General features: G+C 50.9%; 14 protein-coding genes. All 14 read right to left on the bottom strand.

The genetic code is table 11. The features are described from left to right. Nucleotides 1-18: 18 nt before the first annotated feature. The gene (locus CGC65_RS07975; protein ID WP_002569930.1) at nucleotides 19-1,650 is read right to left on the bottom strand and encodes a serine hydrolase; all 1,632 of its coding nucleotides are present in this window, start codon (nucleotides 1,648-1,650) and stop codon (nucleotides 19-21) included. Between the two features lie 270 nt (nucleotides 1,651-1,920). Next, on the bottom strand, nucleotides 1,921-2,100 hold the full coding sequence (locus CGC65_RS07970; RefSeq protein WP_002569931.1) for a hypothetical protein: 180 nt from the start codon (nucleotides 2,098-2,100) through the stop codon (nucleotides 1,921-1,923). A 113-nt stretch (nucleotides 2,101-2,213) separates the two neighbouring features. After that, the gene (locus CGC65_RS07965; protein WP_002569932.1) at nucleotides 2,214-3,248 is read right to left on the bottom strand and encodes an NUDIX domain-containing protein; all 1,035 of its coding nucleotides are present in this window, start codon (nucleotides 3,246-3,248) and stop codon (nucleotides 2,214-2,216) included. A gap of 121 nt (nucleotides 3,249-3,369) precedes the next feature. Beyond that, nucleotides 3,370-4,824, bottom strand: a complete 1,455-nt coding sequence (gene guaB, locus CGC65_RS07960) for an IMP dehydrogenase (RefSeq protein WP_002569933.1) — start codon at nucleotides 4,822-4,824, stop codon at nucleotides 3,370-3,372. Nucleotides 4,825-5,051: 227 nt separating this feature from the next. After that, nucleotides 5,052-6,446 carry an FAD-binding oxidoreductase gene (locus CGC65_RS07955; RefSeq protein ID WP_002569934.1) on the bottom strand — a complete coding sequence of 465 codons (1,395 nt, stop codon included), beginning with the start codon at nucleotides 6,444-6,446 and terminating at the stop codon, nucleotides 5,052-5,054. Continuing rightward, nucleotides 6,446-7,636, bottom strand: a complete 1,191-nt coding sequence (locus CGC65_RS07950) for an electron transfer flavoprotein subunit alpha (protein ID WP_002569935.1) — start codon at nucleotides 7,634-7,636, stop codon at nucleotides 6,446-6,448. Before CGC65_RS07950 ends, CGC65_RS07955 begins: the two co-directional genes overlap by 1 nt. A gap of 27 nt (nucleotides 7,637-7,663) precedes the next feature. Beyond that, nucleotides 7,664-8,452, bottom strand: a complete 789-nt coding sequence (locus CGC65_RS07945; protein WP_002569936.1) for an electron transfer flavoprotein subunit beta/FixA family protein — start codon at nucleotides 8,450-8,452, stop codon at nucleotides 7,664-7,666. 94 nt (nucleotides 8,453-8,546) lie between these two features. Beyond that, a complete protein-coding gene (locus CGC65_RS07940) occupies nucleotides 8,547-9,458 on the bottom strand; it encodes a dihydrodipicolinate synthase family protein (protein ID WP_002569937.1) in 912 nt (303 codons plus the stop codon). 216 nt (nucleotides 9,459-9,674) lie between these two features. Further along, entirely contained in the window at nucleotides 9,675-10,385 is a 711-nt protein-coding gene (locus CGC65_RS07935; RefSeq protein ID WP_002569938.1) for an ABC transporter ATP-binding protein, read from the bottom strand. Between the two features lie 14 nt (nucleotides 10,386-10,399). Further along, complete coding sequence (locus CGC65_RS07930; RefSeq protein WP_330361558.1) at nucleotides 10,400-11,182, bottom strand: ABC transporter ATP-binding protein; 783 nt, start codon at nucleotides 11,180-11,182, stop codon at nucleotides 10,400-10,402. A 4-nt stretch (nucleotides 11,183-11,186) separates the two neighbouring features. Then, the gene (locus CGC65_RS07925) at nucleotides 11,187-12,173 is read right to left on the bottom strand and encodes a branched-chain amino acid ABC transporter permease (RefSeq protein WP_002569940.1); all 987 of its coding nucleotides are present in this window, start codon (nucleotides 12,171-12,173) and stop codon (nucleotides 11,187-11,189) included. 15 nt (nucleotides 12,174-12,188) lie between these two features. Further along, nucleotides 12,189-13,058, bottom strand: coding sequence for a branched-chain amino acid ABC transporter permease (locus tag CGC65_RS07920; protein WP_007038383.1), 870 nt, complete (start codon nucleotides 13,056-13,058; stop codon nucleotides 12,189-12,191). Nucleotides 13,059-13,135: 77 nt separating this feature from the next. Beyond that, entirely contained in the window at nucleotides 13,136-14,341 is a 1,206-nt protein-coding gene (locus tag CGC65_RS07915; RefSeq protein WP_002569942.1) for an ABC transporter substrate-binding protein, read from the bottom strand. A 39-nt stretch (nucleotides 14,342-14,380) separates the two neighbouring features. Further along, nucleotides 14,381-15,460 carry an iron-containing alcohol dehydrogenase family protein gene (locus CGC65_RS07910; RefSeq protein WP_002578382.1) on the bottom strand — a complete coding sequence of 360 codons (1,080 nt, stop codon included), beginning with the start codon at nucleotides 15,458-15,460 and terminating at the stop codon, nucleotides 14,381-14,383. Nucleotides 15,461-15,598: the final 138 nt, after the last annotated feature.

Raw genomic sequence — 15,598 nt, 5'->3', positions numbered from 1 at the left:
ATCCTTTCTATACTGATATTACTGCACCCACGCCCCGCTCTCATCCACCCGCGAGCCATCCGGCGTGGTTGTGTTGGTCAGCATGGCGCCGTCCGCGCCCAGATAGAACCACTGGCCGTTTTCTTCCACCTTTTCCCACTGGTTCCTGGCCATGGCTCCGTTGGAGCGCAGGAAATACCATTTGCCGTTTACCTGGCGCCATCCCTTGGCCATATATGTATTGGAATCAATCCAGTAGGAAACACCGTCTGCCGTAACCCACTCATTGGCAGCCTTGGCCCCGTTATCCTTCACATAGTACCATCCATTGCTGTCCTGTACCCAGCCCTTGGCTGAGGATGTTCCCGGACCGGCATTTCCCGTGCCGGAAGAACTGCCTGTCGTGCCTGCGTTATCTGAACTGCCTGTACTGCCTGCGCTGCCGCTTAAAGCACCTGCCTTCACCAGTTCATATCCGTAATCGAACAATGCCTTCGTATCCGTATAATGAGTCGATTTGCTTTTCATAATAACGGCAATCAATCTGACTCCGTCCTTCTCCACTGCTGTCACCAGGGTATTTCCCGCTTTGGACGTATAACCGGTCTTTCCTCCGATAACGCCCGGATAATACCTGGCATCGTTGGGGTTCAGCATCTTGTGTCCAATGGTCACGGTAAGCCCGGAAGAATTCTTTATGGTAGCAGGCAGCGTATACGTGCGCGTGGACGCCACCGTCTTCACCACATCATTCTGAAACGCCGCCCTTGCAATCAGAGCCATATCATGGGGTGTGGTGTAATGATTGGAGTCATTGAGGCCGTGAGGATTTGTAAAATGTGTATTGGTACACCCCAGGGCCGCTGCCTTGGCGTTCATCATCTCCGCAAATTTGGCATTGCTGCCAGCCACATGTTCCGCAAGGGCATTTCCCACTTCATTGGCTGATTTGAGAAGCAGGGCATAAAGACACTGGCGCACAGTCATCACATCCCCTGCCGTCATATTGATGGATACAGCGCCCGCTTCCAGGTTCGTGGTAGCTGTTGCTGAAAATGTGACCTTGTCATCCAGACTGCAGTTCTCCGCCACCAGCAGGGCTGTCATCAGCTTGGTGATACTTGCCGGATAGAACTGTTTGTCCCCGTTCTTGGAAAACAGGACGGTTCCCGTGGCAGCATCCATGAGCACGGCTCCCTCCGAAGCTATCTCCGGCTTCTGCACGGAAGCTGCGGCCGTCTGGTCAAAGGTCCCGGCAGCCTGGCTGGCTGACGGATTCTGCGACGGACTTCCCAATAAAGAGGGGCTTTCTGACGGGGAGGGGGTTCCTGACGTGGAAGGACTCCCTGAGGTGGACGGGCTTCCTGACGGGGACGGGCTCCCTGAGGTGGACGGGCTTCCTGACGAGGACGGGCTTCCTGACGGGGACGGACTTCCTGATGAGGATGGCCCGTCAGATGAAATGACCGCTCCGTCACTTCCGGATTCCGAACCCGGTCCCTGGGACGATACCATCCCCTGGTCAGAGGTCTGGTTCCCGGACTGGAAGGAAGATACCTGGCTTTCTTCCAAAGGCGTGATGGCAGCCGGATTAGCTGAAGCTGCCATACTCATCAACAGGGTACAGCTGGTGCATATACATAAAAATGATTTCCATTTCTTAAGTCTCATAATATCTCTCCCATACAGCAGGTCATTCTGAACAAAACTAGAGATATTATACCATACTTCATGGTTACAAAAAACATCTATTTCTGACGATAAATTTACGATATATATATTTTTTCTTTAATTGCACAGGCAGATTTTTTCTTTCCATCCCCCCGCATTCCATTATACAGTGGTTCCCCATGCCTTCATTCCATTGTTTTACTATGCCTTATCCTGCCTTCCTGCCGGAATGTGTTTCATATCCGTTCCGGAACATGGTGCAGGAACACCTTAATTCACGGATGTCAGATCTCTATAAAATTCTATGTATCCGCATTCCGTGCATACATAAGCGATTGTTGGCCCCAGCTGGTTTTTAGAATCGGGAATACGGTCCAGTTCATCCACCCATACAAGGTGTGTTCTGATTCGGTTTATCTCCATCTGGCCTGAACATTTTGGACACCGCATATGCACTTACCTCCTTTGTCGTTTTTTTCATTATACGATGGTTTAGGTGAAAATAAAAGCCCCCTGGGCTGTATGCCCGATGTCCATCCACACTCCCTGTATCCAGTTATCTGCTATTTCTCCTGGCTCCGGCACAAATACCCCTCAATCATCTCCAGCTCATCCAGATATATACAATTTGGAATCCCGTTGTTTCTCACCGCCTCCACACACTGGCCAAGCCCCATCCACATGACGCTCTCCACCTCTTCTTTCTGAAGGGTAAGACGGTCTGCATCCACTGGTTTGCTGTACACATACACAGCACTGACTTCACTGTCCCTGAACATCCTCCCGTAAAACACTTCTTCCATATATCCCTTGTGATACCCGGCAAATTCCAGGTCCTCCTCCCCGGCCTCAATTCCCAGCTCCTCCTTCAGTTCACGGATGGCGGACGGCAGGAATTCATCACCGGCCTGCACATGGCCTGCCGAGGAAATGTCATAACAGCCAGGATAGGAATCCTTTCCCCTGCTCCGCTTCTGCAGCAGAAGATCGTATGTTTTATCCTTATTTTTCCTCACAACCCATATATGGGCAGTCCTGTGGGGAACCCCGTCCATGTGGACCAGGCTCCGCTCCCGGACCACTCCAGTCTTCTTTCCGTCCGCATCCAGTACATCGAACAATTCCAACTGTTTTCCGTTCAGAACAGCCTCACTCAGCCGGTCTCCCTGGTAAGCCAGTTTCAGTGAAAAGAAGGGGGCATCCTCATTTAACAGCTTAAAAAAGATTTTATCCCCTTCCCACAGATTCAGGGACAGCACGTCCTCCTTCTTTACCCACTCCAGCGTACCCTCGTTGCAGGGAATCATTTCCCCCTCATATTTGTCCGCAGTATACAGACACATGTACTCTGTATCCCAGCCCTCCGCGATGAATGTGACCAGCCCCCTGAACCGCCAGGATGTGAGAGTAAGTCCTGTTTCCTCTCTCACTTCCCTGAGCAGGCAGTCCTCCGGGCTCTCGTCCCCTTCAAAATGCCCGCCCACTCCAATCCACTTATCCTTATTCACGTCATTCTTTTTGCTGATTCTGTGGAGCATCAGATATGCCCCCGCTTTTTCTATATAGCACAGCGTTGTCAGCCTGCTTTTTTGTTCCATATGCCTGTCCTCCCGTTAAAACCCGCCCATGGCGGGCGATCTGAAATACCCGTCGGAGCAGCTCCGACGGGTATCATTATAAACCAATTCTTCTTATGCTTCAATCATTATGCCCGCATCCCTATTCTTCAATTGAATAGTTGGGAGCCTCCTTGGTAATATGGATATCATGAGGATGGCTCTCCTTTAAGGACGCAGCGGAAATCTTTACAAACTGGGCTGTCTCCTGAAGAGTTGTGATGTCCTGGGCGCCGCAGTATCCCATACCGGAGCGCAGGCCGCCCAAGAGCTGGAACACAGTATCCTCCACCATTCCCTTATAAGCCACGCGACCTTCCACGCCTTCGGGCACCAGCTTCTTTGCATCTGTCTGGAAATAGCGGTCCTTGCTTCCGTTTTCCATGGCAGCAATGGATCCCATGCCGCGGTATACCTTATACTTACGTCCCTGGTACAGCTCAAAGGTGCCCGGGCTTTCGTCACATCCCGCGAAGATGCTTCCCATCATACACACGCTGCCGCCTGCCGCAATGGCCTTTGTCACATCGCCGGAATACTTGATTCCTCCATCCGCGATAATGGGTACGCCGTACTCCTTGGCAACGCTGTAGCAGTTCATCACCGCCGTAACCTGGGGCACGCCAATGCCTGCCACCACGCGGGTGGTACAGATGGAACCAGGTCCTATGCCTACCTTGACGGAATCGGCCCCAGCCTCAATCAGCGCTCTGGTGGCCTCTGCCGTGGCAACATTTCCAGCCACCACCTGAAGGTCCGGATATGCTTCCTTAATCATCTTCACGCAGCGGATTACATTGGCTGAATGGCCATGGGCGGAGTCCAGAACCACCACGTCCACCTTTGCGTCCACCAATGCTCCTACACGTTCCAGCACATTGGCAGTGATGCCAACGGCAGCGCCGCACAGCAGACGTCCCTGTGCGTCCTTTGCGGACAACGGATACTTAATCTGCTTCTCAATGTCCTTGATGGTGATAAGGCCTTTCAAATTGAAATCATCGTCCACAATCGGCAGCTTCTCCACTCTTGCCTTTGCTAAAATGGCCTTTGCTTCCTTTAAGGTTACGCCCTCCCTGGCTGTAACCAGGTTCTTTGTGGTCATGCACTCCTTGATGGGACGGTCAAAATCCTCCTCAAACTTTAAATCACGGTTGGTAATAATGCCCACCAGCTTCCTGCCCTCTGTGATGGGAACGCCGGATATGCGGAATTTTGCCATCAGATCGTTGGCATCCTTAAGAGTGTGCTCCGGTGAAAGGAAAAATGGGTCTGTGATAACACCGTTTTCAGAACGCTTAACCCGGTCCACTTCCTCGGCCTGGGCTTCAATGGACATATTCTTATGAATGATACCGATACCTCCCTGCCTGGCCATGGCGATGGCCATGCGGTGCTCTGTTACCGTATCCATGCCGGCGCTCATAAGCGGGATGTTCAGTTTAATCTTCTTTGTCAAATGTGTGGTCAGGTCTACCTGGTTGGGAATCACTTCTGAAAATGCCGGTACCAGAAGTACATCATCAAAGGTTATGCCTTCGCCGATAATTGTACCCATTATAAATTTCCTCTCTTTCTGCGTGTATGATTTGATATGTTTTGTCAGAATATTGATAGTCCGTGAACTGTCCGTTTCTTATTAGTATCTTATACTAGCAAATTTTATCTGGCTTGTCAAACCAAAACAGAGAGAAATATTCATTGATTTTACTAATAGGGTTCCATCAGCCATTCTAATATCCCCCTGCGGCTGTCTGCCAGCAGGTTAGTACTGCCAGCTCCATATCAGACAACCTTATCCGGGTTCAGGATCAGATTGGGATCAAAGGCCTTTTTAATCCGCCTCATCAGGCCAATCTGCGTGTCCCCCAGCTGTTCTTTCAGATATTCCTTCTTGGCATACCCTATGCCGTGTTCCCCTGATACTGCCCCTCCATATTCCCGCGCCCTTGCGTACATCATCTCAAAGCCCAGACTCAGTTTTTCTTTCCACTCATCCTCTGCCAGGTCATCCCGGCAAAGATACACATGAAGGTTTCCGTCGCCTGCGTGGCCAAAGCTGGGAATCCGCAGATTCAGTATCCCGGCCACCTCATGGGTGTATTTGATAAAATCCGCCACCCGGTCCCTGGGCACCACCACATCACACTCATCCATCTGGGTGGTGGACGCCTTGATTGCTTCTAAAAATGCCCCTCTGGCGTTCCACACGCTCTGTTTCCTCTCCTGTGTATCCACGATGAACACGTCCAAAGCCCCGTGTTCCAGGCACAGGTCCGCCACCTCCTGGTACTCCGCCCGCACCTGCTCTGCATTTCTTCCGTCAAATGTGAGCAGGATATAGGCGTCATTCCTGGTATCCGGGAACCGTTTGCCCAGATATTCCTCCGCAAACAGGATGGTCTCCCGCTCCATAAACTCAATGGCCGTGGCCTGTATCTGCGCCTCCACAATCACTGGCACCATCTCTATGGCCTGCTCCATATCTGCAAATGGAACCAGAAGGCTCACTGTCTTACCCGGAAGGGGAACCAATTTAAGCACGGCCCGGGTGATGACCCCAAGTGTTCCCTCAGATCCAATCATCAGATTTAACAGACTGTATCCGGAACTGTTCTTAACCGTCTTACCGCCAAATTCTACCACCTCGCCTGTGGGCAGCACCACTGTCAGCGCCCTCACGTAATCCCTTGTGACGCCATATTTTACGGCCCGCATTCCGCCTGCATTGGTGCTGATATTTCCGCCTATGGTCGCTGATTTCTCACCTGGATCCGGAGGATAAAAAAGCCCGTTTTCCTCCACGTACTGCGCCAGATCCATTAAAAGCACCCCCGGTTCCACTGTCACAGTAAGGTTCCTGCGGTCCAGCTCCAGAATATGGTTCATCTGTGTGGTCTCCAGCATAATGCCTCCGTGGATAGCGACAGCCGCCCCCACCAGCCCTGTGCCGGAGCCTCTGGTAACCACGGGAATTCCCTCCCGACTGGCATAGGCCATGATGTCCGAAACCTCTCCGGTGGACAATACCCTTACAAGGGCTTCGGGAGCGCGCTCCACTCCCCCCAGCTCATCGTGGCTGTAATCCTGGCTTATATCGGATCCGGTCAGGACCCGTCCGTCCTCTGTCACCTTTTTCAAATAAGCGATATCCCTCTCATCCAGTTTCCTGTACCCCATCACGTACCCTCCTTAACCGTCTTAAGCAGCCGTGGAAGTATCTCATACCAGTCCCCCACCAGGCCGATGTTGGCAATGTCAAAAACCGGAGCCTTCCTGTCCGTGTTAATGGCAATGATGCACTCAGCACCCCTCATGCCCGCCGCAAACTGTACGGAACCGGAGATACCTATGGTAATGATGAGCTTTGGCTTCACCGTTCTGCCGCTGAGTCCAATCTGGCGCCTGGCGTCAAACCAGCCGCACTCAATCAAAGGCCTGGTGCACGCCAGCTGTGCGTCCAGCGCAGCGGCCAGTTCCCTTATTAACTCCAAATCCGCCTGACTTTTTACACCCCTTCCAACAGCCACAATCACCTCTGCCTCCGATATGTCAATCTCCTTTGGCTTATGTATGATTTCCTCTACCCTGATTCTCCGGTCAATCATGCCGTCCGTCACCTCCATGGTACGGATGGTGCCTGAGGGATCCTTTGTCACCGGAGGCGCGGAAAATATCTTATACCGGACCGTGCAGAACTGCGGCCGGTTCTTCGGCGTCACAATCTGAGCCATAATATTTCCCCCAAAGGCAGGACGGATCTGCACCAGATCCGTATTCTCCTTCATTTCCAGGACCGTACAGTCTGCTGTCAGCCCTGTCCTAAACCGCGCCGCTACCCTGGGAGCCAGGGAGCGCCCTGCGTTGGTGGCCCCCACCAGGATGGACGACGGCCTGATTCTGGTTATGAAATCCGCAAATACATTGGCGTATGTGAGGACGGAGAAATGTTCCAGCTCCTTCCTGTCATACACAAAGACCTGGTCCACCCCGTATGCCAGCAGTTCCTCTGCCTTTTCTCCCACCCGATACCCCATAAACAGCGCATACACAGGATGGCCTGTGACGGCTGCCAGTTCCCTGGCCTTGCCGATCAGCTCAAATGTCACGGGATGTACGGCCTTTCCATTGTATTCCACGTACACAGCCACTGCGCGCCATTCATCCTTATTAATCCCCGGTTCCTGTGTTTCCATATATTCCACGGCCCCGCCAGGACCTTTCTTCACACACAGCCTGCACATTCTGCAGCCGGAGTCAATTTCCACCTTTCCATCCCTGCAGCTGATGGCACCAAAGGGACATATGTCAATGAGCTGGCGGATGCTGTCTTCATCCAGCTGTTCCTGGTGAATCCTCAGTTCAGCCATAATCCTCTCTCCTTTCTGTCCATACAACTATATAAACTTTGTTTCTCTCAGCACATGATACATCTTATCAGCAAGCACATCAGGGCTTCCGTCGAACATTTCCCTGCATTCACTCTTCTCCGGCGGGAATATACGCTCCACCTGGGTGGGCGATCCGGACAAACCATAGTGGCTCTCATCCTGGTCCTCCAGGTCCGTAAGGGAAAACTCCCTCAAATATCCCTCCCGCAGTTCCTTTTCCCGTTTATAGGAAGGGAGCCTCGGCGTATTCACATCCTTGTCCATGGTAATCAGGCATGGCAAATCCATGGCCTGTATCTGTTCATATCCGTCCATATTCATACGCACCCGTATCCGTCCCTCCCCTGTCTCCCTGATTTCCAGAACATTGGAGGCATGGGGTATTCCCAACCACTGGGCCACCTCCGGCCCTACCTGTGCCGTGTCCCCGTCCGTGGTCTGTTTGCCGCAGAGAATGAGATCATACTCCCCCATCCTGCGTATGCCCTGGGATAAGGTATAGCTGGTAGCCACCACGTCTGCACCTGCAAATTTCCTGTCGCTGATCAGTCCCGCACGGTCAGCCCCCATGCACATACACTCCTTTAACGCCTCCCTGGCCTGTCCCGGCCCCATGGTGATGACATCCACGGTACCCCCCAGCTGCTCTTTCAACCCAAGGGCGGACTCCATGGCATAGAGATCATACGGATTCAGCTTGGACTGGGTCCCGTCCCGCTTCAGCACTCCGGTTACCGGGTCCACCTCCACATTGGCGGTATCCGGCACCTGCTTCACGCACACAATACATTTCATAAATCCCTCTCCTTAAAAAATCGGTGCATGTATCACCTGTTTCCAATACATGCACCGATATCATAAATGACCGTACCTATTACATTTTCGTCAATTACTCCATGTCTGCAAGTAATTTCTCGATCTTTTTCTTATTGGCGTCATCCAGCTCGCCCAACGGCTTGCGGGGCAGACCTACATCCAGGCCCTGTGCCTGTAAGGTGTACTTACAGATTTCCTGCCAGTGGGGAACCCCGTTGACCTTATCATAGAAGAAATAATCAATATATGGCTGGATATTGTTCTGGGCTGCAATGGCTGCATCCACATCTTTTGCGAAGCAGGCATCCTGAAGTCTGCGGCACTGCTTTGGAAGTACGGCCGGGAAACCTGACAGCCAGCCGTCCGCTCCGGCCAGGAGGCCTTCCATGGCAGCATAGTCATGTCCGTAGAATACAGTCAGGTCATCCTTGCAGTGGTACTTCAGTTCGTGGACCCTGTTGGGGTCGCCGTGGGCTGCCTTGATGCACTGTATGGTACCGTCATCCACCAGCTCCTTGACCTCCTGTACGCTCAGCTCATAGCCGGCAAACCAGGGATTGTTGTAAACCATGATTTCGATATCCAGCGCTTCCCTTAAATCCCTGAAATGCTGCATAACTGCCTTCTTATGAGGATTCAGGTAGAATGGAAGGATCACCATGACACAGTCAGCACCGTGGTCCTGTGCGAACTTGCTCATCTTGATGGTATTCAGGGTATCGTATCTGCCTGTACCGCATACCAGAGGAACCTGACCGCCTAAGAAACCAGATACATGTTCAATGATTTCCCTCTGCTCTTCCATGTTCATGGCAATGTTCTCGCCAGTGCTTCCGCAGATGGAAATAGACTGTGCGCCATTATCCAGCAGCCAGGTCAGGTACTTCTCCATACCCTTCTTGTTGTAAGTCTGGTCTGCATTCCAGATGGTCATGGATGCCGGGCAGATACCGTAAGGTTTCTTGATTGTGTCTTTCACTTTCATAGCTTTCTCCCTTTCCCCCAAGTTACACTTGGAATAAAAATTTTGTTGGTGTGAATATGTAATTTTAAATTAAAAATAAAAAATTAAATATTTTAAATTATTATTTTGCCTGATTTAAAACTAACACATCTTTCGTGTAATGTCAACAAAAAAATTAAATATTTTTTATTTTCTTGTTCACCTTCCACAACGGCAGGATAAAGGCAGAAACGCCCTTTATCCGCCCAGATAGGATTTTTTGATGGTATCACTTTTAGCCAGCTCCTCACTGGAGGCAGTAATTACCATACGCCCATTTTCCAGCACGTAACAGCGGCTGGATACTTCCAGGGCCATGAAGGCGTTCTGCTCCACAATCAGGATCGGCAGATGCTTTTCCTTGTTGATTCTCAAAAATATATCAAACATATCGTCCACAATCACGGGAGCCAGGCCCAGGGATGGTTCATCGCACATCAGGAGCTTGGGATCTCCCATCAGCCCTCTGGCTATAGCTAACATCTGCTGCTCACCGCCGCTTAAGGATCCCGCCTTCTGGCCCATTCTCTCCTTCAGGCGCGGAAACAAGTCATACATCTCCTCAATTTTGGCATTCATTTCCTTCTTGGACCGCTTTATGCTGTAGCTCCCCATCTCAAGGTTCTCCAGGACTGTCATGTTGGAGAATATTTCCCTTCCCTCCGGAATCTGCACCACTCCGGTCCTGGTTATGCTGTGTGTGGGCAGATTGGTTATATCCTGTCCGTTAAACTCCACATTGCCCTTTTTTACCTTCACCCAGCCCACGATACAGTTCATAAGCGTGGTCTTTCCAGCGCCGTTTGAACCGATGATGGATATAATTTCGTCATCGCCTATTTCAAGGGAAATATCATGCAATGCACAGACATCGCCGTAATAAGCGTCAATCCCATTGACTTTTAACATAAGAATCCCTCCGATTATCTGGAATCCTGCTCCACATACCGGCTTCCCAGGTATGCGCGGATAACCTCTTCATTGCTCTGTACTTCCTTTGGCGTGCCTTCTGCTATCATGCGCCCGAAACTCAGCACAGTTATGTAGTCGCTGATTTTCATGACCACATCCATGTTGTGCTCAATCATGAAAAACGAGTATCCGTCCTCATAGGCCTTATAGATAACATCCACCAGCTCGGCCCGCTCCGACGGGTTAAGGCCGGCCGCAGGCTCATCCAGAAGAATCAGTTTGGGATCATTCATCATGGCCCGTCCAATCTCCGATATCTTCTGGCGTCCATAGGGCAGGTTCTTCATCAGAGAGCCCCGCAGCTCATACATGCCGATGCGTTTAAGGACCTCTTCAGCCTTCTCCTTAAGCCTCTTTTCCTCTGCCCGTGATCCTCTGATGTCAAAAATCCCCCGCATCATTCCCATGGGGGCCTGCTGGTGACCCCCCACCATCACATTCTCAAGCAGAGTCATGGTTGGAAATACTTTTATGTTCTGAAAGGTCCTTCCGATTCCCTGCCTGGCAATATCATGGGTGGTCATGCCGGTAATGTCCTTTCCCCCAAATTCCACCTTGCCTGACGTCAGAGGCAGCACTCCTGTAATCAGGTTTACGGTGGTGGTCTTGCCTGCTCCGTTTGGTCCGATGAGGGCGTGTATGGTGTGCTCCTTCATGTCGATGCTGACATTGTCAACCGCCACAAGGCCCTGGAATTTTTTTGTGATTCCCGTCACTTTCAACAGACTTTCCATTCTCTTATTCACCGCCTTCTGCATAGCTCTTTCCGCTGATTCTCTGATACATCTTCATGAACAGGCCTGTTGCCGCACTCACCCAGCCGTCCGGGAAGAATATGGCCCCCAGCAGGATGATAGAACAGAACACGATTTGATAGTAATTGCCCAGGAAACGCAGCATTTCCGGAAGGATGGTGACAATGGCTGATCCAAATATAGTTCCCACCACGGACCCCAGTCCTCCCACCATCAGCATAACCACATAGTTGGTGGACAAATCCAGGTTAAAGGTGGATGGGTTTATATAGCCCATATAGTGGGCATACATGGCTCCTGCCACGGTACCGAATATAGATGCCACGGTAAATGCCTTGATCTTGCAGGAAGCGATGTCCACACCGCTCATCTCCACTGCCTCCACGTTATCCCGCAGGGATTTGAAAATCCTCCCCCACTTGGAATAGGCAATGCGCCAGGCAATAAAAAAAGCAATGGCGGTAAATACCAGAAACAGGTAATACATTTCCTTCTGGCTCTGTATCTGGTAGCTTCCGATGTTATAGGGCCGTATATTGCGGATGCCCTGGGTGCCTCCCGTGAATTTCGGCGTATTGGAAATCAGCAGGCGCACCACCTCCCCGAATCCAATGGTGGTCAGGGACAGATATACCCCCCTGACTCTCAGGCTGGGATATCCCAGTCCCCTGCCGATAAGGATTCCCATGATAACTGCCGCAATCAGCCCCAGCCAGGGCGTCAGATTCGTGTATCTGGTAAACAGGGCAGAGGAATAAGCGCCCAGCGCAAAGATTCCCGCTGTGCCCAGATTCATCTGGCCGGTCAGACCAGTGATGAAATTCAGGCCTAATACCACGATAATATTGATGAGCACGCGGTTAAGGACCATCATGTAGTAATCATTTTTAATGAATATCGGCAGAAAAGCGCCAATCACAAGGGCTCCCACGGCGAAATGCAGTGATTTAAGTTTCAGCTTTTTCTTCATCTTCCCTTACTCCTTTCACGCCTTCTTGCCTAAGAATCCGCTGGGATGTACCAGCAGGAATATGATTAACAGGACAAATGACACAATATCTTTATAGACAGCCGGAAGAACCACCACCGCCAGGTTTTCCACCACTCCGATGAACAGACCGCCCAGGATGGCTCCAGGCAGGTATCCGAATCCTCCGATGACTCCGGCTGAAAAACCTTTGAGGCCTATGCTGGCTGCCATGGTGGTGGAAATATTGAACAGCGGTATGATCAGCATTCCGATGACGCTGCATATAATGGAGCTGACTGCCGTTGTCACGCAGATGTTCTGGGCCACATTGATGCCCATAAGGGCCGCGGCCTTCTTATTCTGGGCCACACAGCGCATGGCCTTTCCTATTTTTGTAAAATTCATAAACAACTGAAGGGCCGCCACTACCAGGATTGCCACCACACATATGATGACATTGGCCTTTGTGACCATGAGTGTACCGATCTTAATGGTACCGCTGAGCCAGTTCTCAATGGTGAAGGGAACCGGTCCGTATATAAGCCGGATGGCCTCTGCCAGAATCCTGCCTAACATCATGGTTCCCATGACAGCAAAGATATTGGAACGCATATGCCGCAGCGGATTGAAGATTCCGGAAGCGATTACAGACCCCAGAATTCCCATGAGCATGAAAGTAAGCACAATGGCTAAGGGCTTGTTCATATTGAATTTAATGATGAAGGTAGCTGCAAATATATACGCCCCCACGGTGATGATTTTGTCATGGCTGAAGTTAAGCAGTCCTGTGGAATTCCATATCAGGGTATACTCGATGGCAACCAGGGCATAGATGAATCCCATGGCAATACCGCTTATCAATAGCTGAAGTATAGTGCCCATCATTTACCTCCTTTTCGTCATGACAGGGGCCGGATTCAGATTCAGGCCGGGTCCGTCCCCTGTCCTCCATAAGCCAGAAACTATTCCACAGAAACAGCTTTAATAAACTTTGGAATCTTGTTTTCAATCCGGGCCACATTGATATTGTGGACTAAATCATTATTCTCGTCACAGGTAATGACTCCTACGGGTACCTTTAAGTCTTTCAGTCCCTTGACAGCTTCCATAACAGCCTTGCGGTCCGTGGTTCCTGCTGCTTTGATTCCTTCTAAAAGGGCCACTGCGCCGCCGTAATAGGATGCTGCGTATAATTCCGGTTCGATCTCATACTTTTTCTCAAAGTTCTCTTTAAATGCAACAAGGGTGGGGTCGTCGCTGGTGGATACATAATCCGTCACTCCATACCAGCCTTCTATGTATTCCGCCTTACACATATCAATTACCTGCTGCATGGTAACGCCCGGAGAAGACACTACCTGCACATCCAGTCCCAGCTCGTATATCTGGCGGGCATGGATTGCCAGCTCCGCGTCGTGGGTCCATATGATGACCGTATCCACGCCCGCGTCCTTCATCTTCATAACCTGAGGAGTAAAGTCCTTGTCTCCCGTGTTATGTCCTTCTTCCACATACTCCATGCCATTGTCCGCACAGTATTGCTTGATAACGCCCTCTGCTCCTGTTCCAAAATCGTCATTGTTAAAGAACAGTCCCAGTTTCTTGCAGCCAAGCTCTTTTGCGTAGGCTGCCGCCGCCTCTGCGAAAATACTGTCAGAAGCCCTGCAGCGGAACAGATAATCATTGTCCAGAGTACTGATCTGCGGTGTGGTGCCGCCTGTGAAGGCAGCTACGCCCGCCTGCTTTACCACTGCCTCCACTGCCAGGGCATTGGTGCTTCTGTGGGGTCCCACGATACCCACCACGCCTTCGCCGATCAGCTTATTGGCACAGGTAACAGCCATGTCCTGGAGGGTCTGGTCGTCCACAATAGTCAGTTCTATCTGCTTTCCGTTGATACCGCCTGCTGCGTTGTACTCGTCCACAGCCATCTGTACCCCCTGGTTCATACGCTCCCCGTTCAGCGGATTGTCTCCTGTCATCATAGAAATAAGGCCAATCTTGATGACATCGCCCTCATCCGCGGAAACCTCACCGCCGGAGGATGCCTGGGTATCCCCTGCCTGGGAACCTGCGCTGCCGGAAGATGCCCCCTGCTGTCCTCCGCATGCTGCCAGTGACAATGCCAGGCTTACACTCAACGTAACTGCTGCCCATTTTTTCAACATAATACCTTCTCCTTTACTTTTGAATTTTTATGTTTTTAGTTACATGATATACTTAAAACCATCCCGGATTTGTTCCAGAAGTTCCATGTCATCCGGAATCGTAACCCGGTGAACATACGTAATCAGCTCCTCCAGCCCATCTTGGGGCACCCCGGCCTCCCTTATGCTGACAGGTATGCCCACCTCCCTGAGAAAAGCCTTCAGTTCTTCTATTTCCGCCTCAGGACTTCCGTTGACAGCCAGCTGAAGAGGCAGGGCCATGGCAACAATTTCCCCGTGAAGATATTTTCTTCTCACGTCCTTGTACATACAGCAGACTGCATCATAAAAATTATGGGCAACGGCCAGCTGCTTGCCTCCTGTGGACAGGTCTGACACCATGCCGGTCAGCATGATATTCATGTTCACCATATCATCTATGAGCATGCTGTCCTTCCCGTCATCGAAATCCTTAAGGGCCTGTCTGGTGTCCCTCATGTACTTACTGTAGGTAAAATCCGCAATCTTTGTGGCTATCTCCGAGGTGGCAATCATACCTTCATCCTTCAGATGGGCCATGGTAAAGCTAAATTCCGGTTTTTTTGCCATGGCATCCACGATGCCCGACACAAAATAGCGCCTTGGACAATCATTGACAACCAAATCCATGTCCACAATGACCCCGCTGATTTCATGATTCAGGAAACCGCTGTGGTCTACATTGCCGTCCTCGCCGTATACCACATACAGAACAGCGTAGGCCGCGCATGTGGCTGCGGATGTGGGTATGGTAAAGATACTGGCATCTGCCATATCCCCGGCTGCCTTGGCAATGTCTATGATACGGCCGCCCCCGATTCCTGCCACGATTTCAGCTCCCGATTCCCTGACCCTGGCAGCTACCTCTCCAAAGTTCTTTTCCGTGGAAGGTCCCTCAAATATCTCCGACTGAAATGTAATCCCGGATTTCCTGAGACTTTCCTCCAGGACCTGGCTGGACTTTCCCTTCACCACATCGTCCCCGTACAGCAGGTAAGCCTTCTTTCCGAAAAATACCATCTCCTCTCCCGCACGCTTCAGTGCGCCATGGCACTGGATATAACGTCCGGCCCCTACCTGAATATGTTTACCTTCAAACATCTCTGTCCTCTCCTTTAACGCAATTTTTAATTTGTTATGGCAAAATAATAAATTAAAAATTAAAATTTTTTATTTGAGAGTACACGTTACTAAACTAAGTGCCGGACAACCCATGAACTCCTGACCTGAATTCATGGA

The organism is Enterocloster bolteae (genome assembly GCF_002234575.2).
Classification (GTDB): domain Bacteria; phylum Bacillota; class Clostridia; order Lachnospirales; family Lachnospiraceae; genus Enterocloster; species Enterocloster bolteae.
Note: the sequence above shows the minus strand (reverse complement) of the source record. Positions and strands in the feature narration are given on the sequence as shown.

Excerpts from the sequence above, each read along its gene's own strand:
- CGC65_RS07965 (WP_002569932.1), bottom strand. The coding sequence starts at position 3,248 with ATGGAACAAAAAAGCAGGCTGACAACGCTGTGCTATATAGAAAAAGCG.
- CGC65_RS07970 (WP_002569931.1), bottom strand. The coding sequence starts at position 2,100 with ATGCGGTGTCCAAAATGTTCAGGCCAGATGGAGATAAACCGAATCAGA.
- CGC65_RS07920 (WP_007038383.1), bottom strand. The coding sequence starts at position 13,058 with ATGATGGGCACTATACTTCAGCTATTGATAAGCGGTATTGCCATGGGA.
- CGC65_RS07945 (WP_002569936.1), bottom strand. The coding sequence starts at position 8,452 with ATGAAATGTATTGTGTGCGTGAAGCAGGTGCCGGATACCGCCAATGTG.
- guaB (WP_002569933.1), bottom strand. The coding sequence starts at position 4,824 with ATGGGTACAATTATCGGCGAAGGCATAACCTTTGATGATGTACTTCTG.
- CGC65_RS07910 (WP_002578382.1), bottom strand. The coding sequence starts at position 15,460 with ATGTTTGAAGGTAAACATATTCAGGTAGGGGCCGGACGTTATATCCAG.
- CGC65_RS07955 (WP_002569934.1), bottom strand. The coding sequence starts at position 6,446 with ATGGGGTACAGGAAACTGGATGAGAGGGATATCGCTTATTTGAAAAAG.
- CGC65_RS07925 (WP_002569940.1), bottom strand. The coding sequence starts at position 12,173 with ATGAAGAAAAAGCTGAAACTTAAATCACTGCATTTCGCCGTGGGAGCC.
- CGC65_RS07915 (WP_002569942.1), bottom strand. The coding sequence starts at position 14,341 with ATGTTGAAAAAATGGGCAGCAGTTACGTTGAGTGTAAGCCTGGCATTG.
- CGC65_RS07950 (WP_002569935.1), bottom strand. The coding sequence starts at position 7,636 with ATGGCTGAACTGAGGATTCACCAGGAACAGCTGGATGAAGACAGCATC.
- CGC65_RS07940 (WP_002569937.1), bottom strand. The coding sequence starts at position 9,458 with ATGAAAGTGAAAGACACAATCAAGAAACCTTACGGTATCTGCCCGGCA.
- CGC65_RS07930 (WP_330361558.1), bottom strand. The coding sequence starts at position 11,182 with ATGGAAAGTCTGTTGAAAGTGACGGGAATCACAAAAAAATTCCAGGGC.
- CGC65_RS07975 (WP_002569930.1), bottom strand. The coding sequence starts at position 1,650 with ATGAGACTTAAGAAATGGAAATCATTTTTATGTATATGCACCAGCTGT.
- CGC65_RS07935 (WP_002569938.1), bottom strand. The coding sequence starts at position 10,385 with ATGTTAAAAGTCAATGGGATTGACGCTTATTACGGCGATGTCTGTGCA.